This window comes from Aerococcus viridans, from assembly GCF_002083135.2.
Lineage (GTDB): Bacteria > Bacillota > Bacilli > Lactobacillales > Aerococcaceae > Aerococcus > Aerococcus viridans_C.
Genome location: NZ_NBTM02000001.1, coordinates 978,287 through 997,474 on the forward strand (window position 1 = coordinate 978,287; position 19,188 = coordinate 997,474).

Sequence of the window (19,188 nt, forward strand, 5' to 3'; positions counted from 1 at the left end):
TACATTTTTGGAGGCGGGCTAATGACAGCACAAGCACTATATTTAGGAATTGATATCGGCGGGAGGTGGAGAATGGATTGGTCTTACTTTTAGGAACCGGTGTTGGTGGTGGGATTGTCTTAAATGGCCAATTGCACCAAGGGAGTCATTTTCAAGCGGGCGAACTGTCCTACATGTTTGCTGCATCACGTGACATGACCTTAGAAAATACTATGGGTAGACGCGAATCTGCCGTTGTCTTTGTGAACAAATCAAGAGAGTTATTGGGATTAGCGCCTGGTGACGGTGAGGAAGTTTTCCAAGCCTTAGAAGAGAGGGGCAATCCTAAAGTTACTGCCTTATTCGAACAATTTTGCCAAGATATCGTTTATATCGTCCATACCCTTCAAATTTCTTTGAATCTTGACCGCGTTATTTTTGGCGGTGGAATCTCCGCTCAACCACTATTGTTAGAAGGAATCCAAAATAAATATAACGAAATAAGAGACCGTGTAGAATGGTTCAAAAATTCATTTGAACCGATTGGATTGGTTTGTGTAAATATGGTAGTGAAGCCAATTTGATTAGAGCAGTTTACCAATTATTGATAGAAGAGTAATAAAAAAACTACCGTTTCATCGGTAGTTTTTTTAATTTATTCAAATGTACCGAAACGAACAGCTTGTCCATTGTCGACCATGATTTCACCTTTGGCAATTACTGTATCGATATCAAGTGTTTCTTTGTCTAATAATAGGATATCAGCATCTTTGTTTACGGCAAGTTGTCCTTTGTGGTCAAGTTTTAACATTCTAGCAGGGTTAGATGTAACAGTTTGTAAGGCAATTTCTAGTGGAATCGTTTCTCTTTGAACGGCTTCTTGAATACCAATTAACAACGATCTAGCGCTAGCTACACCAATGCGTAGGAAATTACCATTCTCATCAAAGCTTGGTAAGCTACCTTGTCCGTCAGAAGTGAGCGTAATGCATTCAGGAGATAGACCTTCATCCAATACTTGGCGTAGAATGCGTCTAAATGGTACTTCTCCATCTAGTTCTGCCGTTTGGTCAGGATTTTCACTGGCAGTGACATCGAATGTACCACCTAATTTAGCGAAAGCAATTGCCTCATCTACTAACTCTTGGCTACGACCGATATGGGTTGGATAGAAGATGGTTGCTGGAATATCTGTTTCTTTTAATGCTTGGAAAATAAATTTTAATCTGTCTTTCCCAGGTCCAACATGGATATTTACAACGCCAGCTTTACCAGCGAGTAGACCTCCAACACGGGAATCGGCACAAGCATGGGCAAACTGTTCAAATGTAGGTGCGCCGTTACGGTGGTCTGAAATGGCTACTTCACCAATACCGATAGCCTTATCAATTACCATAATATCTTTAATAATTGAGTCGGTAACAGTTTCAATGGGTAGACGGTAGTTTCCTATATAAACATAAGTAGAAATACCTTCGATTTCTAATGCGTGTGCTTTAGATAGTAAGGCGACATCATCACGACCTACACCGTCGGTTCCAAGTAGACCAGCAACAGTTGTGACACCAGCAGTTGTTAAGTCTGTTAGTTTCACTTCAGGTGTACGGTTTTGGAAACCATTTTCACCACCACCGCCTAGTAAATGGAAGTGGGCATCAATAAAGCCAGGACTGGCTATTTTCCCAGTACCATCAATTTCTTCGATGGTTATACCAGTGATATTAGCCTCGATATGGTCTTCAATAGCGATAATGCGATGACCTTCTACTAAGATATCTTTTTGACCGATATGTGCGGGTGCATAGGTATCAACGTTACGAATAATTTTCATTGAGATACATCCTTTCTGAATTCTTTAACTGATCGATTGAATTTCTTTAAATGATTATTGGTAGCCAATAGCAATCGCTAGGAAGATAAAGGCTGTACCTAGTGCGAACAAGAATACTTGCATCTTGATCTGGAATTTAGCCCAGTCACTCCAATCAATTCTAGCTGCGGCTAAACAACCAACTAAACTAGCGGATACAGGTGTAAAGGCATCTACGAAACCTGAACCTAGTTGGAACGCTAAGACAGCTACTTGACGAGACACACCTATAATATCTGATAATGGTGCCATAATTGGCATTGTAAGGGCAGCTTGACCTGAATTTGATGTAACAACTAAGTTGAATAGACTTTGGAAAATATACATAAACCATGCACCAAAGATAGCAGGTACATGAGATAGGATATTCCCTACACCATATAAAATGGTATTTAAGGCAGAAAAAGTACCCGCATCTGAACCACCTAGAACTAGTAAAATTCCTTTTGCCATCCCAACGACAACAGCAGTTGGCGCTAAATCAGATACACCTTCAGTAAAAGCATAGGCGATATCATTAATTGTTAGATTATCTAGCTTAAAGATTAGTGCGGTAATCCCTGAAAGTAAGCCCATTACAAAGAACTGTGAAGCTAATTCTGGGATAGAAAATCCAAGCGACATCACACCATATACAATCCAGACTAAACCTAATAACATCTCAAGTAAAATGATTTTGTGTCCAAGTAAGAATGGTTTTTGACCTTGTTGATTTTGAGCTTGATCACTTCTAAAGAATGCGTCAGAGTGGAATGAAGGTGAAGCTTCAGGGTTGGCTTTAATTTTTCGAGCGTAGAGCAATAAGAAAGCACATGATAGCGTTGTGATAACTAACCACATAAAAATACGGAAACCAGCACCAGATAAGGCCGGTAAGCCTGCAATACCTTGGGCAATTGCAATTGAAAATGGACTCATCCATGAGGTTGCATTCCCGATTTGCGAAGCCACAAAAGTAATGGTTACGGCGGTAATTGAATCATAACCTAATGCTACACAGAATGGGGCGATAATCATTACGAATGGGATAACCTGTTCAGAGGCCCCAAAAGTTGCACCGGAAAAAGAGAAAATAAAGAATATTAAGGGTAGGGCAAGATGTTCAAAACCTTTGGCATTATTCACAAAGGCGTAAATACCTGCATCAATAGCACCAGTTTTCATGATAATACCGAATGATCCCCCAACTACTAAAAGTAGGGCCACGATACCAATTGCTGAACCATAACGGTCCCCGGTCACTAAACCTTCAAAAATATAATTCAAGAAACCAAAGCCATAGTGGTCATCGGTACCCCAAATACCAGCAGTTTTGTTTAAATTGATAGAGGTATCATAAATAGTGTCACCGTACATCTCATATAACTCTGATTCTTCTAATCCAATCTCAGATAGGGAATCTAATGAAAGATTGCTTGTATTTTCAAGCAAGTTATTTAATCCTTCGCTATCTACTTCTAAATCGGCTAGCGTTTCTGGCTGATTTGCTAAGCTATTTATGTTGTGGATTAATGTATCCTCTTTTAAGGGGTGCAAATACCGAAATGATCCTTGTTGTAAGACTACACGAGAGGCAGTTTCACCATTGCCGACCTCATATTGAATTTCTTCAGTCGTATATTTGCCGGCTGGTACAACAAATGTGAGTAACCAAGCACATAAGACGATGCCTAGTATAATAACGTATGTATGAGGCGTTTGAAACCTCGGCTTATTTGATGTCATAAGTCTCTCCTTTAAATATTAAATTTCCATTAAACTATATACCATTGGGAGAGAAATAACAACGTCATTGAGCGAAATAAGCGATTATCAGATGAATGTGAAAGGTGAGGTAATCATACCCAAAGTATGCTATGTTGAGAATTTTATTCATATACAAAAAAACCACCTACCGTTGGGAGTCGGTAGGTGGTTTACTTTATAATCTTTCGTTTGGGAGGAGAAAGATTTATGAAGAAAAGTTTTTATATTGGGTATGCTTATATAATAGCTCGGACCTTTGAATTTCTCGTGAAGATTTGAGATAAAATATTGAAGAAAATGTGAAGAATTTATTTTCCATATATTTGCTATCATTCATTTGCACTAGGAATACTTGCAAAAAAAGTTAACTGAAGCATAGCTCTTTTAAAGGAGCTAAAATGATAGTGGATCAGCAAGGCAATAAAAACCCAGGTCACAAAAAGGTAATTCTTGATAATTTGATGCATCATTTTGTAGAAATTATAACTAGAAGATTATTTGTTCAATTTTTTTGAACTTTTTTCAGAAATATTATTGACTTCTCTGCTATCAGATGATATTCTTATCTAGTCGTCAGTTGATGACACAAAAAACACGCGGAAATAGCTCAGTGGTAGAGCACCACCTTGCCAAGGTGGGGGTCGCGGGTTCGAACCCCGTTTTCCGCTTTGTCTGCAAAGGCAAAATATTTAAATACTTTTATAATATGCCGGGGTGGCGGAACAGGCAGACGCACAGGACTTAAAATCCTGCGAGGGTTAACCTCGTACCGGTTCGACCCCGGTCCTCGGCATTTTATATTTATGCACCCATGGCTCAACTGGATAGAGTACCTGACTACGAATCAGGCGGTTGCAGGTTCGAATCCTGCTGGGTGCATGTTTATTTTTTTGATAACGGGAAATAGCTCAGCTTGGTAGAGCACTTGGTTTGGGACCAAGGGGTCGCAGGTTCGAATCCTGTTTTCCCGACTAATGGGGTAGCTCAATAGGGCTATCTTTTTGTTTATTTTTAAATTTGGTGTATTTTTAAAAAGGTGCGAGACATGGCGTTCAGACAGGAGTGGGATTAACCTTCCTGTCTTGGCGTCGATGCTTGCGCCTTTTTTCATTTTCTGTATCTGTAATAGTACTTTTGGCCTATGATTCTACCTTATAAAAAGTTTACAATAAAAATTGAAGAAATAGGTTATACTAAAGGTGATTAAAATTTCAGACAATAGTGTAGACTATTGAGGGGAGACTGGCTATGGACATGCATCGTAAACAATTCGTACAACGATTGATTCATTTACTGAATGTTGTGGGTACGGTTGCTACTGTAATCTTTATTGTTTGGGCATGGCGGAATGGTTTGTTGATAGATAAGGTGGCCTTTTTAAGGTTTATGGGCCACTTTGGGATTGCCGCACCGCTGATGTTTGTGGTGATTCAATTTATCCAAACGGTTGTGCCCGTCATACCTGGTTCGATTACCATCCCCCTTGGCGTATACATGTTTGGGGATGTCTGGGGCTTTATTTGGAACCTAATGCCCATTTTCCTAGGGTCCATATTCAACTTCTACTTAGCCCGCAAGTATGGCCGAAGTTTGGTCCATATGCTAGTGGGAGATAAGTACTATAATAAGGCCTTAAGTTGGCTGGATGACCGGTCGGGCTTTAAACGGGTCTTGATTTTAGGTTTGATTTTGCCCTTTATGCCGGCTGATGTGATTTGCTATGTGGCTGGTTTAACCAATTTGTCTCTGTCGCGTTTCGTTCAAGTCTTAGCAGTAGGGAAACCCATTACCATTTTGATTTACTCCTATTCAACTATCTTCTTAGTTGATCTAGTGAGTAAGTGGATATAGGAGTCTATGTATGATGAAAATTTTATTGCACAGTGATATGAAGAAATCGATTCAACAAAGTGGGGTAGGACGCGCCCAGTTGCACCAGGAAATGGCCCTTGAATCTGCAGGCATCGCCTATACAACCAATTACAAGGATGACTTCGACATGGTTCATATCAACACCGTCTTTCCGCATTCCCTTGTTGTTGCCAGAAAGGCAAAAGCCGCTGGTAAACCTGTCATCTACCATGCCCACTCAACTATGGAAGATTTCAAGAATTCCTACACCTTTTCTAACCAAGCGTCACTCGGTTTTAAATACTGGCTCAACACCTGCTACAACTCGGCAGACCTGATCCTGACGCCAAGTCAGTATGCTAAAAACTTGCTTGAAAAATATGATATCGATAAACCAATCCATGTCATTTCAAACGGGATTGACCTAGCTTATTGGCAAGCTAGCCAAGAAGAAGTGGCCAACATGCGGGCGCGGTTTAACCTACGTCCAGACCAGAAAGTAGCCATTTCAGTGGGTCTACAAATTGAGCGTAAGGGGATTATCGAATTTGTCGAGTTGGCCAAGCAAATGCCTGAGGTTACATTTATTTGGTTTGGTTATTCAAATCCTTATGCCTTGCCTAAAGATGTTAAAAAAGCCATCGCCACCAAGTTACCGAATTTGATTTTTGCCGGCTATATCCCGCGTGACCAGGTTCGCGTGGCCTACCAAATGGCAGATGTCTATTTATTCATGACGCACGAGGAAACAGAAGGGATCGTCTTACTTGAGGCATTAGCTAGCAAGGTGAATACGATTGTATCTGATTTACCTGTTTTTGATTATTTAAAAGCCGGCCGTGATGTTTATAAAGCGAACTCACTTGAAGATTTTAAAGTGCAATTGCAAGGTCTTTTAGACGGTGATTTAGCCAGTTTGAGTAAAAATGGTTACCAACAAGCCAGTTTAAAAAGTATTCAAAATATTGGTCAACAGTATATTTATGAGTACCAATATGCCGGTGCCTGTCAGCTTGGAAAGCAAAGCGATAAGAAACTCAGCAAAATCCTTTCTTCAACTTTTAAAATATATTGACAAAATCTACTAAAAAATTTTAGACAAATTGACGGTTCAGTCTAACTTCAGACTTGGGTCGTCTTTTTTCGTAATATGTGCTTTTAAGGCCGCTATTTGTTATCATATGAAAATGATTGAAAAGGGGATAGATATGAAAGCAATTGGATTTGATTTAGACGATACCTTGTACAACCGATTAACCATCTATGAGGAAACCTACCGAGATATGCAGGCGACAGACCACCATCTAGACGTTGATTTTGAAACATTCAATCAAGTCTACGCTGAATTTTCCGAGCAAGAATATCAAGCCTTTATGGCTGGTGAAAAGACAGAAGCTGCCTTCAAAAATGACCGGGTCATTGAGACATACGCCCATTTCGGTCATGCGATTGACCAAGCAACTGCTAAAGAATTCAACCAACTGAAAAATCACTATCAAGAACAATTAAGTTTGAGCGAAGACTTAGTAGCCTTGATGGAAGCAGCCTTATCTAAGGGGATGGCCTTATTTGTCTTAACCAACGGGACGACAGAGGCTCAAATCGACAAATTGACCAACCTAGGCGTCGACCAATTAATCGACCGAGACAAATGGTATATTTCAGAAAGTATGGGCGGGTCAAAACCTCAACGCAAGGTATTCGACGCCATTGCTGCTGATTTAAATGTAGCGCCTCAAGAAATCCTATTCGTTGGTGACGACTATCAAAACGACATCGAAGGGGCCATTCAAGCCGGATGGCAAGCCATTCACTACAGTAAAACAGAAGTCCCAAACACAGTAGCCACCTGCACAACAGACGACTTCCTAGAAATGCGGACTTTGTTAGGGAATTTATAAAAAACCTTCCTGTTATGTCAGCTATCTTGATATGAGTGAGGGATTTTGGTAGGAAATCTATCGAATGAAACAAAATATTTTTTAATTTATCATAAAAACAAAAATTGATGTAATCGATTCAATATTTTAAAAAGTCAGCAAAAGCCTATTATTTTGTTGGCTTTTTTATTTGGCATCTAATAAAACATAACTATCATACAATGTAAGATAATCTAACACGTTTTGTACTTTTACGGAAATTTCATTGACAATTGATTGTATTTGGCACATGATAAAACACATATAAAATGATGAGAAAGTAAGAGGTGTTTTTTAATGGTTGCATTTATGGGGTACGCCCTGATTGTTATTTTCATGTTTGTTATTATGCGTAGGAAGATGTCACCCTTCATTGGTTTGGTGTTCTTGCCACTGTTATGGGCGATAATTGGACAAGTCTTTGGTTTGTGGCAGATTGATATCGGTCAAGCGGCTATGGATGGCTTGGGGACTACGTCCTCTACCGGGATTATGTTATTCTTCGCAATATACATGTTTACCATCATGATTGATGCAGGTTTATTCGATCCCTTGTCTAACGCGATGATTCGTTTTGCCAAAGGGGACCCCTTAAAAGTGGCCTTGGCAACTGTTGCCTTAACTGCTGCTGTTTCCTTAAACGGTGACGGGACGGCGACCATGATCATTGTCTGTACCGCTATGGTGCCAATTTACAAGAAACTAAATATGTCCATGTTGAACCTGGCTGTTTTAACCATGACGTCACACTCAATTGTTAACTTACTGCCTTGGGGTGGGCCAACTGCCCGTGCTATCGCAGTTATGGGGGTTGAAACCAATGATGTTATGCGTGGTTTAGTGCCGATGATGGTAGCTGGTTTGATTTATATGTTTATTATCGCTTGGACTTTTGGTTTACAAGAACGGAAGACGCTTGGTGTGGTCAACTTGTCTGAACAAGAAATGCAGGCCATGATGGTCATCGACGACCCAGAAACACTGGGATTACGTCGTCCTAAAAATGTCTGGATCAACTTAATTATCGTCCTTGTGGCCATTGCCTTATTGGTTGAAGGGTCTGTGCCTTCAGCGATTATCTTTATGTTAGGGACTGTAATCACCTTACTAGTCAACTATCCTAATCCTAAAGACCAAAAAGCGCGAATTGACAGCAACGCATCTGAAGCCAACCAGGTAGTTATGACCGTATTTGGTGCTGGTATCTTCATGGGGATTTTAAACGCGACCGGTATGTCAGATGCCATCGCTACTTCCTTAATCGCTATCATTCCTGAGTCATTAAGTGGTTTTTACGGTCTAATCGTAGCCATTATTTCAGCGCCAGGTACTTATTTCCTACATAACGATGCCTTCTACTACGGCATGATGCCTATCTTGTCAGAAGCCGGCTATGCTTACGGATTTACCCCATTGCAACTGACATTTGCGTCTCTAATCGGTCAATCTTTCCACTTGTTCAGCCCCCTTGTACCTTTCTCATACGTACTACTTGGTTTAACAGGCGTGGAATGGGGCGACTGGCAGAAAAAAGGTTTGGTCGTGTCACTTGGGATTTTCATTATCTACGTGATTACTGCTGCCATCTTTGGTTTATTACCTATTTTCCAATAATGACGGATCAATTAAAGCTATTATATTATCGACTTTAAAAAGGAGTGGACTGAATGACGAACATACATACAATCGCCTTAATTCCTGGAGACGGGATTGGGAAAGAAATTACAGAAGCCGTTAAAGAGGTGGGCAATGCCCTAGGAAGTCCAATTGCCTGGGATGAAGTGGTCGCTGGCCAAGACGCCATTGATGCCACGGGTGAACTGATCCCCAAAGCCGTTTACGACGCTATCGATACCCACAAGGTTGCCTTAAAAGGGCCCGTCGCAACGCCAATTGGTGAGGGTTTCAGATCGGTCAATGTATCGCTTAGAAAACATTATCAATTACATACAAACATCCGCCCGATCCGCATACTAGGGCAAATTCCAGCCCTACACCGGGATGTGGATATCGTCTTATTCCGGGAGAATACAGAAGATTTATACGCGGGTGTGGAAGAGCAAATTTCACCTGACGAAGCTCATTCCATCAAAATCATTACTAGACAGGCAACAGAACGGATTGTTACAGCAGCCTTTGAGTATGCTGTAGCTAATGACCGGAAAAAGGTCGCTATCGTCACTAAAGCCAACATTATGAAACTATCGGACGGATTATTCCTAAAAGTGGCTCGTGAAATTGCCGCTAAATATCCGCAAATTGAAGCGACAGAAGTGTTAGTCGACAATATGGCCATGCAATTGGTTATGCGTCCTCAACAATACGATGTGGTCGTCACCGAAAACTTATACGGAGATATTTTATCTGACCTAATGGCCGGTTTAATCGGTGGGTTAGGATTGGTTCCAGGTGCCAATCTGGGCGACGACGTGGCGATATTTGAGGCCGTTCATGGATCAGCACCAGATATTGCTGGTCAAGGTATTGCCAACCCGACAGCCATCTTATTGGCCTTTGCGGACCTACTAGACCATATTAGTTTACAGACGGATGCCACTCGTTTGCGTGACGCCTTGGATACAGTTCTGTCTGACGCTAGTAACTTTACCCGAGACTTAGGTGGCGAATTAACAACAGCAGCCTTCACCGACAAGGTTATCGCAGCCTTAGCATAAGGCTTGGCGCCTTAAAACCGTCAAATGATTTTTATTTGAAAAAATGCGACAAGCGCACTTCAACTTGAGGGTAGCGTAGAGGAGTTTACCAGCAATTCCTTTGCGTTGCCTTTTTGTTATATAAATATGATATATTTCAATTTTTTTTACAGCGTATAACGCTCCTTAAGATATGTCTTCAAATCAGGTTTCAAAAGCCAAACTCTTCCGACACACCTCCAATTACTAAGCTTTTGAATTGACTATTTAACGTCGGTTATCGTATGATATGGTTAATTAGTCAAAGTTAGTCAAAATAAGAATCAGACTTGAGGTGATGAATATGAAAAATAAAAATATGTCTGATATTATTGAATCTTATTTAAAGCAAATCTTACAACAAGAAGAACATGTTGAGATTAGTCGTAGTGAAATCGCAGACCAATTTCAATGTGTCCCATCCCAAATTAATTACGTGATTAACACGCGGTTTACCCCGCAAAAGGGTTATCTTGTAGAAAGTAAACGTGGTGGGGGCGGATATATCCGCATTATGAAACTGGAAATTGTCGAAGAGGCTGAGTTAATCGATGCCATGGTCGACCTTGTCCATCAAAAAACAAGCTTACGTGATGCAACTGCCATCATTCAAAATTTATTAGTTAACGAGATTGTTACCGAAAATGAAGCGCAAATCATGCACTCAGCGGTCGACAAGGATGCCCTAGGGAAAATTGTCAATGCTGATGAAGTCCGGTCATTAATTTTAAGATCGATGCTTGTGAAGCTGAAATATAGGTAACCAGATAGGAGGACCTTATGAACGAAATTTATACAGAGAAAGCAAAACAGGCCTTATTGTACGCCGCTGAAGAAGCCAAACAATTTCGTCATAAAGCCATTGGAACAGAACATTTGTTGCTAGGACTTTACCGTGAGCCCGAGGGTGTTGCGCATAACGTGTTAGTTGACCACTTGCCAAGTTACGAGGCTGTGAAAGAAGAAGTTGAATTTGTCATCGGATACGGTAAGGATGAAGTCCAAGACCGTCCCATAGACTTGAATCGCGTGGTGTATTCACCGCGTTCAAGAAAAGTCTTATATATTGCGGGTGAAGAAGCACAACGTCAACAAGTCACTTTAGTTGGGACAGAGCATATTTTGCTGTCTCTAATTGCAGACCAAGTATTAGCTGTTCGAATTCTGAAAAATTTGGACGTGGATATCGAGAAATTACGTAAAGACATCTACCGTTCAATTGGCCAGCGTCCACCAGTGCGCAACCGCAGCAATGAGAATAACAACAAACCATCAAACCACGGTAGCAAACTCCCACAAAGTACGACGCCAACCTTAGACTCTTTAACCAGAGACCTAACTGAGCAAGCACGTAACGGACAATTAGACTCAGTGATTGGCCGTAAGAAAGAGTTACGCCGCATCATGCAAGTCCTTAGCCGTCGAACTAAAAATAACCCTGTATTAGTAGGAGAACCAGGTGTTGGTAAAACAGCCATCGCTGAAGCGGTTGCCATCGCAGTTGCGAACAACGATGTCGTATCGACCTTAGCCGACAAACGTGTCTTATCTCTTGATGTCGGGTCCCTTGTTGCAGGGACTAAATACCGCGGGGAATTCGAAGACCGGGTGAAAAACTTACTTGAAGAAACGGAAAAAGCTGGTAATGTCATCTTATTTATTGATGAGTTGCATAGTTTAATCGGTGCCGGTGCAGCAGAAGGGGCCATTGATGCTTCTAACCTGATGAAACCAGCCTTAGCCCGTGGTCACCTACAAGTGATTGGTGCTACAACCTTAAATGAATACCAAAAATACATCGAAAAAGATGCCGCTTTAGAACGTCGTTTCGCCAAAGTCCTAGTTGATGAACCAAGCGAAGCAGATGCTATCGAAATTCTAAAAGGAATCCGGAAAGATTATGAAAAATTCCATCGAGTGACTATTAAAGATGAGGCCATTGAAGCCGCAGTACGATTAGGAAATCGTTATATTGCTGATCGTTTCTTACCAGATAAAGCCATTGATATTATGGATGAAGCTGCAGCCACAGCTCGTTTAGACAACGGCGATAAAGATGCCACCCAAGAAACAATTGTTGGTATCCGCAAGCAATTAACAGACTTAGAAGACTTGAAGAAACACTATGTGAATACCCAAGAATTCGAAAAAGCTGCTGGCGTCCACCAACAACAGCAACGCTTAAGTCAAGAATTGTTCAACTTACAAAACAACCCGCAAGTTGTTTCAGATGAGCCGTTCGATCTTGAAATCGATAGCCAAAATGTAGCGGATATCGTTGCAATGTGGACAGGTGTGCCAATGCAACAATTAACCCAAAGTGAAAATCAACAGTTAATCAAACTAGAAGACCACTTACACAAACGTGTCAAGGGTCAAGATGAAGCCGTTAAGAGCGTGGCTCGTGCCATCCGTCGTGCCCGTTCAGGGATTAAGGATCCAAACCGTCCAATTGGTTCATTTATGTTTCTTGGCCCAACAGGTGTTGGTAAAACTGAATTAGCTAAAGCCCTAGCAGGTGAAATGTTTGGTTCAGACAACAATATCATCCGTTTAGATATGTCTGAATACATGGAAAAATACTCAACAAGTCGAATGATTGGTTCAGCACCAGGTTACGTCGGCTACGATGAAGGTGGTCAGTTGACTGAACAAGTTCGTCAACACCCATATTCAGTGGTACTATTCGATGAGATTGAAAAAGCCCACCCGGATGTCTTCAATATGCTACTGCAAGTCTTAGATGATGGTTATATTACAGACTCTAAAGGCCGTAAAGTAGACTTCCGTAACACAGTCATGATCATGACGTCTAACTTGGGGGCAACTGCCATCCGTGACGATAAAAACGTCGGATTCGGTGCCAAACAAGCCACAGATAGTTATGAAGAAATGGACAGCCGTATCCGTAAAGAATTGAAGTCTGCCTTCAGACCAGAATTCTTAAACCGTGTGGATGAAATCATCGTCTTCCATACATTAGCGGAAGAGCAAATCGTTGAAATCGTACAGAAATTTACTACGGCTCTAACTAAACTATTAGCAGAGCAAGGTGTGAAACTACGTGTGACACAAGGCGCTAATAAAGAAATTGCAAGTAAAGGCTTTGATAAAGAGTACGGTGCCCGTCCATTACGCCGTGTAATCCAACAAAAAGTTGAAGACCCAATCGCTGAAATGTTGATTGCTGATAAAATCAGCGAAGGCGACGTTGTCACAGTCGGTGCTCGCCAAGGTGAATTATACATCCGTGTAAAACACCCAGATGGCCAAGAAGAAAGCAACGACGTCAAAGACTTGATTAGTGCAGGTCAATAAGCTTGGCTCTTCGTCAAATAGGACTGATGAGTAATATCTGCCAGGTAATCATTAGATTGCCTGGTTTTTTATATACTCTTTTCCATTATTCATTTTCATCTTTATACTATGCTTTCAGAGCAGCCCTTAGGCTGCTTGTACTACCGGTATTTCATTTAGATATAGCTTGTTCGTCATTAATATTCTAGTTCTAAAATTTTGGAAGTTTCGGTATCCATAGGCTATCCGTTTTAAGACCTTAATTTTATTATTCAAACCTTCTATTCGGCCATTCGTTAAGTGTTTATATTTAAAAGTATGCCCAATATATCTTTGAAGTTTGATAAATGTACGCAACACTCGTCTTAGTCCGCTTGGTAAATTAACTAACTTGGACTGCGCTAACTGAGCTTTAAATGCTTCAGAATCATTCTCTTGGAGCGACTCACGCAAGTTATGGATAAGATTATAGGTGTCTTTTAATAATGGATTCTTGTCCAGTAAATAATCTAAAATACCACCGGTATTCGTAAGCCAATCGAATAACTTGAATGATTGATAATCCCATGAGCTTAGGCTTTCTCGGGGCATTAAGAATAGTCGCCAATATCTTTTATATTTGTTGTACAATCTATGGTCTGGAATTCTAAAGGCATTCATTACTTCAATACGTAACTTATTCAATTCTCGATTTAACGCTTGAACTAAGTGGAAGCGATCAATAATAATTTTGGCATTGGGAAATACCTCTCTAACGACTTCCATATAAGGCATGTACATGTCCATTGTAACTGTTTGAACTTTCTGACGAGTTTTCAACGGATAGGCAAAAAAGTAATCACGTAGCTTGAATTTTCTGCGATCTCCTAGCACATCTACAATACGTGAATCCGTATTATCTATAAAGACAAAGCTCATATTTCCTTCGGCATGCTTTACACCTTTGAATTCATCGAAAGCAATATGCTCAGGTAACGCATCGAAGATGCTAGGTTTAAGGTCTTTACCAGCACCATTAATTACCCGTTGAACTGTATGATCAGAAACGTTGCATGTCTCTGCGATATGTTTAAGTGTCAACGCATTGGTAGCAAAGTCTAATACCATCCGTTTAACGCGCTTAGAAATAAAACAGTTATCACCGACTATCTCTGATTTAGCAGTGAAGTAGCTATTACATTCTCTACAGTGATATCGTTGTTTTCGTAATTCAAGGTAGGCAGGTAACCCTGATATCTTTGTTAGCGTGATTCTTGATTTTTTAGATCCATTCTTAACGATACTATTTCCTTGTTTAGCGCAGCCGCAGGCTGGACAATACTGAGGATTTACATCTAACCTGCCGAAATAAATCAGTGACTTTACATTCTTAACTGTCATTTCTTCAACTTTATCTTCGAAAATTATATTTTCATCTTTCAATTGCAACGTGGTATTGATAAACTTATTCATACGGGGAATCTCCTATCTTATCATGGTTGTCGTTAACTTTATGATAATGGAGATTCTTCTTTTTTTGTAAAAAAAATAGAACCAATGACTTTCTTTAAAAAGTCATCAGTCCTATATATTGTAGAGCCATAAGCTTTCACAATAAGTCGTATGAAGCGGACTGTCATGTTGATACAGTCCGCTTTTTTCATTTACTTTGGCATATCTCTTAATTGTGGTGAATTAGGGGCAGCCACCAAAAAGGTATGATATTTAGCCTAAATCACTGCCTTGACTAGTAGACATATTATTTTCTCTGGTATATTAGATATGCTATAATGTATACAATAATTATGGGGAGTGATATCATGGAACAATCAACTAAAAAAGGTTTAATTGCTTTAGGTGCAATTGCTGCAATCGCAGGTATTGCCGCTGTCGCATTATATCAAGAAGATAAAAACTCAGTAGTCAGTGATTTCATCGATGATGCTGGTCGCCAATTACGCCATACAGGTCGTGACTTAGCTCGTCGTGCTAATGATGTATCATTTTTACCAAACCGCTCATTGGGTGATCGTGTAAAAGATTCAGCAGCAGATGCTTACGATTATGCTGTAGGCCAAGCAAAATCATTTACAAAATAAATCGAAAATAAATGCCTCCAATTGCTATGCTTAATAGTGGTTGGGGGTATTTTTTATTTTATCCAGAATGACATTAGCAGTTGAAACTGGTACACTTATGAATATGAGATTTTAAAAAGAAGGGTGAAATAATGATGAGAATTGGTTACCAAGGCATACCGGGGGCTTATAGCGAGGCAGCAACGATTGCTTTTGTGCGCGAACAGTTGCATGTTGAGATTGATGATGAACGTTTGGAAATTATTTCCTATGATGACTTCCAACCTATGGTAGATGACTTAGTGGCTGAAAAAGTAGACCGAATTGTCATGCCAATTGAGAATTCGACAACAGGATTAATTGCTCGAACAATGGATATTATCCGTTACCAACCCGTCCTAGCAAAATATGAACATTACCAACCGGTGAACCATGTCTTATGGGGATTGCCTGGTGCTGATATTCATCAAGTGACGAAAGTTTACTCTCATCCAGAAGCCCTGTCACAGTGTAAATTATTATTTGACCGCTATCCCAATATGGAACCTGTAGCTTATATTGATACCGCTGTTTCAGCGGAATATATTGTCCAGGAGGATGACCCTACTATCGCAGCGATTGCCAGCCCTCGTGCGGGTGAATTGCACGGTTTACAAGCTCTAGAACCAGCAGCATACGATGAATCAGGGAATATGACGCGATTTTTAGTCTTTGAACGATATGACAATATCGATATGACCAATACCCATGAAAAAATCATGTTGTATATTGAAACTCCGCATGAACCAGGTGCTTTGGCCAAGTTACTACAGGTATTAGATGTTTACCGGATCAACTTGGACGGATTGAATGCCCGTCCAATTCCGATGAAACCCTTCCGTTACGGCTTCTTTATTGAAGCAGACCCAAGCAATATGATTGGGGATTTAGAGTCATTGGAGAAAATCTTAAAAGCATTATCAACCCATATTCAAGTGGTAGCGCAATTTAAACAAAATCGTTAGATTAACGATACGAGTTCCTTTTTCCAAAAGAATATTATTATAAAATAAACCGCTTACATGATACAATGAACTTGTATAGTCAGATAGGATATAGGAGGAATTTTCATGGATAAACGTAAGGTAATTATTGATACGGACCCAGGAATTGACGATGCAGCGGCTTTGATGACGGCTTTATCGGACGATAGCTTGGAAATTTTAGGTTTCACTACGGTTGCAGGGAATAAGGGATTGGATATGACCACCACGAATGCGGTTCGGGTATCTACTTATTTCGATGGTCGCGTGAAGATTTATCCGGGGGCTGACAACGATTATACCTCTTTAAAAGACAATAAACCACCAAGAGAGAATGCAACTGGGAATATTCACGGATCAAACGGAATGGGCGGCGTTGATTTCCCCTATGATGAAAGTTTAATTCAAGACCAGCACGCAGTTGACTTCATTCTTGAGCAAGTTAAAGCACATCCTGGTGAAATCGATTTGATTACCTTAGGACCACTAACGAATATTGCTTTGGCCGTTGAAAAAGATTTAGCGACCATGAAACAAGTCCGATCAATCATGTCTATGGGCGGGGCTGCTTTTGACGGGAACACCAACCCAGTAGCGGAATTTAACTACTGGTTTGACCCAGTTTCAGTCGATATCGTCTATCAAGCCTTGGGTGAATCTGTTCCGATTACAATGGTTGGTTTAGACGTGACGAGACCGTCCCTCTTGGATATGAACGACTTAGAATTTATCCGTCAAGCAGGCGGTGAACTAGGCAGCATGATCCGTGAAATGTTTGATGATTATGTCCTCAATTCATTTGAAAATGAAGGCAAAATTGGAATCGTTATCCATGACCTCGTAGCAGTTGTCGGTTATCTACATCCAGAGATCCTAACTGAGGTTTACCATACTAATTTAGTTATTGAAACTAAAGGTGAATATACATATGGGCAAACGGTCATCGACTTTGAAGAACGAACAGACAGACCAAAGAACGTCTATATCGCAATGGACATTGATCTTGAAGCCTATAAAGGCCATGTTATCTCAACCCTATTCGGTGAAGACAAGTACGATCAATACCTAGAGATGCTGGATTAACTTCCAGCGAAAAGGACACACAAAATGAAGCTAGATAAGTAGGTGACGGAAATGTACAAGTTCGAATTTATTTCCGCTGATATTCAAAATAAAATCCACCAGGGCATCTACCCTGTAGGAAGGTTACTTCCCAGTGAAAATGACCTGGCCAAGACTTACGACGTATCGCGCGAAACCATTCGAAAAGCGCAGAAAAAATTGGAAGACACCGGTTTTATCCAGAAGAAACAAGGTAAAGGGGCTATCGTCCTAGACTTTGCCCGTTTTTCTTTTCCTATATCCGGTTTAACTTCCTACAAGGAATTGCAAGAAACCCAACACTTCCAAACTGCAACCCAAGTTTTGAGTAATAAACGGGTAGCGGCACCTGACTTTCTCGTCGGTGAAGACGGTGTTGAAGCGGACGAACCTTTCATCCACCTGATTCGGGCCCGTGAAATGGAAGGGGAAACGGTCATTGTTGACCACGACTACCTCCGCGTATCCGTTGTCCAAGATGGGGTACCAGATGAAATTGCGGAAGTATCTATTTATCAATACTTTGAACAAGAACTGGACTTACAAATATCCTTTGCCAATAAGGAAATTGTGGCCAAAAAGGCGGATGATATAGATCAAAAAGAAATGGCCATTGGCCCGGATGACTATATTATTCAAGTCAACAGCCATGTTTACTTAGAAGATGCCACCTTTTTCCAATACACTTCATCCCACCACCGTATTGATAAATTTCGATTTGCAGAATTTGCACGGCGAACAGGTCATTAATCAATAGGATTGTATTTTCATAATTAATAAAGTGTCCTCGATTAGCCGTTGTGGTGAAGTTGAGGGCACTTTTTCTTTCATTTCTAGGTATTGGATTTTTAGTTATGACAAAGAAAATGGTATTTTTTACTGGTACAATAAAGAAAAGGGAGCGATTTTATGTTGAAAAGATACGCAATATTGTTGGTGACAAGTATTTTAGTGTCTGGGTGTGCATATACAAGTAATAATGAGCAAGATGCAAATACAGCATCTACTGCCAATGACAGTTCAGTAATCTCTTCAAGTGATGATCAAGCAAGCGGTCAATCGGTTAGTACAAGTGATGAGAATACCGGTGATCTAAACATTGAGCCTATTACGCTAAATGAGATTGAAGAAAAAATTGCAACAGGGGATAGTTTCTTTGTTTTTCTACCAGGTGCTTCAGATGAAGAGAATACTCGACTTGAACAGACGATTTCAGAAACCTATGACATGATTGGTGACCAACTTACCGATGTTTATCCTGAAGGTGAAGGCTATACCTATAAGCTTGATTCAACTGAAAATACAGATGAATATGATAAGTTTCTAACCGACTATCAGCTAGAAGATCATCCAGCACTCATATACATCGAAGGACAAATCTATACCACTGTTATGAATGAGATTGATGTTGATACGAGTAAAGAAGACATTAGTCGTTTTATAGCCTTTCCTTATGATGAGGATGATATGACGACTGCACCAGATACTAAAATAGATGAGAGTGAAAATTAAGCAAGCCAAATCAAGTGATTATTTTAGGAGGCGCATTATATGGAGCCAAAACGTGTACTCAAATAGCGTATGTAACATTAACCTTGTAACGAGCATCGCTGCACAAGTTTTTGGAGAGTTGGTGAACCTCAGTAGGTAAGA

General features: G+C 40.4%; 16 protein-coding genes and 4 tRNA genes. 17 read left to right on the plus strand and 3 right to left on the minus strand.

Going from position 1 to position 19,188, the window contains the following annotated elements; genetic code table 11:
* Nucleotides 1–77: 77 nt before the first annotated feature.
* Nucleotides 78–563, plus strand: a complete 486-nt coding sequence (locus A6J77_RS04785) for an ROK family protein (RefSeq protein WP_265331438.1) — start codon at nucleotides 78–80, stop codon at nucleotides 561–563.
* 71 nt (nucleotides 564–634) lie between these two features.
* Here the strand turns inward: A6J77_RS04785 and iadA are convergent, their stop codons facing one another.
* Nucleotides 635–1,810, minus strand: a complete 1,176-nt coding sequence (gene iadA, locus A6J77_RS04790; RefSeq protein WP_083068654.1) for a beta-aspartyl-peptidase — start codon at nucleotides 1,808–1,810, stop codon at nucleotides 635–637.
* 54 nt (nucleotides 1,811–1,864) lie between these two features.
* Complete coding sequence (gene yfcC / locus A6J77_RS04795; protein ID WP_083068656.1) at nucleotides 1,865–3,574, minus strand: putative basic amino acid antiporter YfcC; 1,710 nt, start codon at nucleotides 3,572–3,574, stop codon at nucleotides 1,865–1,867.
* Nucleotides 3,575–4,191: 617 nt separating this feature from the next.
* Here yfcC and A6J77_RS04800 point away from each other — a divergent pair.
* The 11 genes from A6J77_RS04800 (at nucleotide 4,192) to A6J77_RS04850 (ending at nucleotide 13,376) form a co-directional block, all read left to right on the plus strand.
* A tRNA-Gly gene (locus A6J77_RS04800) sits at nucleotides 4,192–4,263 on the plus strand.
* Between the two features lie 40 nt (nucleotides 4,264–4,303).
* Nucleotides 4,304–4,388: transfer RNA gene (locus A6J77_RS04805), tRNA-Leu, on the plus strand.
* A 12-nt stretch (nucleotides 4,389–4,400) separates the two neighbouring features.
* A tRNA-Arg gene (locus A6J77_RS04810) sits at nucleotides 4,401–4,474 on the plus strand.
* 18 nt (nucleotides 4,475–4,492) lie between these two features.
* Nucleotides 4,493–4,566, plus strand: a tRNA-Pro gene (locus A6J77_RS04815).
* A 277-nt stretch (nucleotides 4,567–4,843) separates the two neighbouring features.
* Entirely contained in the window at nucleotides 4,844–5,446 is a 603-nt protein-coding gene (locus tag A6J77_RS04820; protein ID WP_083068658.1) for a TVP38/TMEM64 family protein, read from the plus strand.
* 10 nt (nucleotides 5,447–5,456) lie between these two features.
* Nucleotides 5,457–6,521, plus strand: coding sequence for a glycosyltransferase (locus A6J77_RS04825; protein ID WP_083068660.1), 1,065 nt, complete (start codon nucleotides 5,457–5,459; stop codon nucleotides 6,519–6,521).
* 133 nt (nucleotides 6,522–6,654) lie between these two features.
* On the plus strand, nucleotides 6,655–7,347 hold the full coding sequence (locus tag A6J77_RS04830; protein WP_227645122.1) for an HAD family hydrolase: 693 nt from the start codon (nucleotides 6,655–6,657) through the stop codon (nucleotides 7,345–7,347).
* Between the two features lie 315 nt (nucleotides 7,348–7,662).
* Nucleotides 7,663–8,979, plus strand: a complete 1,317-nt coding sequence (locus A6J77_RS04835; RefSeq protein WP_083068663.1) for a CitMHS family transporter — start codon at nucleotides 7,663–7,665, stop codon at nucleotides 8,977–8,979.
* Between the two features lie 53 nt (nucleotides 8,980–9,032).
* The gene (locus A6J77_RS04840; RefSeq protein ID WP_083068664.1) at nucleotides 9,033–10,040 is read left to right on the plus strand and encodes an isocitrate/isopropylmalate dehydrogenase family protein; all 1,008 of its coding nucleotides are present in this window, start codon (nucleotides 9,033–9,035) and stop codon (nucleotides 10,038–10,040) included.
* A 322-nt stretch (nucleotides 10,041–10,362) separates the two neighbouring features.
* The gene (locus tag A6J77_RS04845) at nucleotides 10,363–10,821 is read left to right on the plus strand and encodes a CtsR family transcriptional regulator (protein ID WP_083068667.1); all 459 of its coding nucleotides are present in this window, start codon (nucleotides 10,363–10,365) and stop codon (nucleotides 10,819–10,821) included.
* Between the two features lie 17 nt (nucleotides 10,822–10,838).
* A complete protein-coding gene (locus A6J77_RS04850; RefSeq protein WP_083068669.1) occupies nucleotides 10,839–13,376 on the plus strand; it encodes an ATP-dependent Clp protease ATP-binding subunit in 2,538 nt (845 codons plus the stop codon).
* Between the two features lie 126 nt (nucleotides 13,377–13,502).
* Here A6J77_RS04850 and A6J77_RS04855 read toward each other — a convergent pair whose 3' ends face one another.
* Nucleotides 13,503–14,807, minus strand: a complete 1,305-nt coding sequence (locus A6J77_RS04855; RefSeq protein WP_083067599.1) for an ISL3 family transposase — start codon at nucleotides 14,805–14,807, stop codon at nucleotides 13,503–13,505.
* A gap of 347 nt (nucleotides 14,808–15,154) precedes the next feature.
* On the opposite strand from A6J77_RS04855, the gene A6J77_RS04860 reads away from it, so the two are divergent.
* The 5 genes from A6J77_RS04860 (at nucleotide 15,155) to A6J77_RS04880 (ending at nucleotide 19,047) form a co-directional block, all read left to right on the plus strand.
* A complete protein-coding gene (locus tag A6J77_RS04860) occupies nucleotides 15,155–15,433 on the plus strand; it encodes an arginyl-tRNA synthetase (RefSeq protein WP_227645082.1) in 279 nt (92 codons plus the stop codon).
* Nucleotides 15,434–15,564: 131 nt separating this feature from the next.
* Nucleotides 15,565–16,416, plus strand: coding sequence for a prephenate dehydratase (locus tag A6J77_RS04865; RefSeq protein ID WP_083068671.1), 852 nt, complete (start codon nucleotides 15,565–15,567; stop codon nucleotides 16,414–16,416).
* A gap of 105 nt (nucleotides 16,417–16,521) precedes the next feature.
* The gene (locus tag A6J77_RS04870) at nucleotides 16,522–17,517 is read left to right on the plus strand and encodes a nucleoside hydrolase (protein ID WP_083068673.1); all 996 of its coding nucleotides are present in this window, start codon (nucleotides 16,522–16,524) and stop codon (nucleotides 17,515–17,517) included.
* Nucleotides 17,518–17,568: 51 nt separating this feature from the next.
* Nucleotides 17,569–18,285, plus strand: a complete 717-nt coding sequence (treR, locus tag A6J77_RS04875; protein ID WP_083068675.1) for a trehalose operon repressor — start codon at nucleotides 17,569–17,571, stop codon at nucleotides 18,283–18,285.
* Between the two features lie 159 nt (nucleotides 18,286–18,444).
* Nucleotides 18,445–19,047, plus strand: a complete 603-nt coding sequence (locus A6J77_RS04880; RefSeq protein ID WP_083068677.1) for a hypothetical protein — start codon at nucleotides 18,445–18,447, stop codon at nucleotides 19,045–19,047.
* The last annotated feature ends 141 nt before the right edge of the window (nucleotides 19,048–19,188 follow it).

Bases quoted from the DNA above. Each gene is read 5' to 3' on its own strand.
- iadA (WP_083068654.1), bottom strand. From the start codon at position 1,810: ATGAAAATTATTCGTAACGTTGATACCTATGCACCCGCACATATCGGT.
- yfcC (WP_083068656.1), bottom strand. From the start codon at position 3,574: ATGACATCAAATAAGCCGAGGTTTCAAACGCCTCATACATACGTTATT.
- A6J77_RS04820 (WP_083068658.1), top strand. From the start codon at position 4,844: ATGGACATGCATCGTAAACAATTCGTACAACGATTGATTCATTTACTG.
- A6J77_RS04825 (WP_083068660.1), top strand. From the start codon at position 5,457: ATGATGAAAATTTTATTGCACAGTGATATGAAGAAATCGATTCAACAA.
- A6J77_RS04830 (WP_227645122.1), top strand. From the start codon at position 6,655: ATGAAAGCAATTGGATTTGATTTAGACGATACCTTGTACAACCGATTA.
- A6J77_RS04835 (WP_083068663.1), top strand. From the start codon at position 7,663: ATGGTTGCATTTATGGGGTACGCCCTGATTGTTATTTTCATGTTTGTT.
- A6J77_RS04840 (WP_083068664.1), top strand. From the start codon at position 9,033: ATGACGAACATACATACAATCGCCTTAATTCCTGGAGACGGGATTGGG.
- A6J77_RS04845 (WP_083068667.1), top strand. From the start codon at position 10,363: ATGAAAAATAAAAATATGTCTGATATTATTGAATCTTATTTAAAGCAA.
- A6J77_RS04850 (WP_083068669.1), top strand. From the start codon at position 10,839: ATGAACGAAATTTATACAGAGAAAGCAAAACAGGCCTTATTGTACGCC.
- A6J77_RS04855 (WP_083067599.1), bottom strand. From the start codon at position 14,807: ATGAATAAGTTTATCAATACCACGTTGCAATTGAAAGATGAAAATATA.
- A6J77_RS04860 (WP_227645082.1), top strand. From the start codon at position 15,155: ATGGAACAATCAACTAAAAAAGGTTTAATTGCTTTAGGTGCAATTGCT.
- A6J77_RS04865 (WP_083068671.1), top strand. From the start codon at position 15,565: ATGATGAGAATTGGTTACCAAGGCATACCGGGGGCTTATAGCGAGGCA.
- A6J77_RS04870 (WP_083068673.1), top strand. From the start codon at position 16,522: ATGGATAAACGTAAGGTAATTATTGATACGGACCCAGGAATTGACGAT.
- treR (WP_083068675.1), top strand. From the start codon at position 17,569: ATGTACAAGTTCGAATTTATTTCCGCTGATATTCAAAATAAAATCCAC.
- A6J77_RS04880 (WP_083068677.1), top strand. From the start codon at position 18,445: ATGTTGAAAAGATACGCAATATTGTTGGTGACAAGTATTTTAGTGTCT.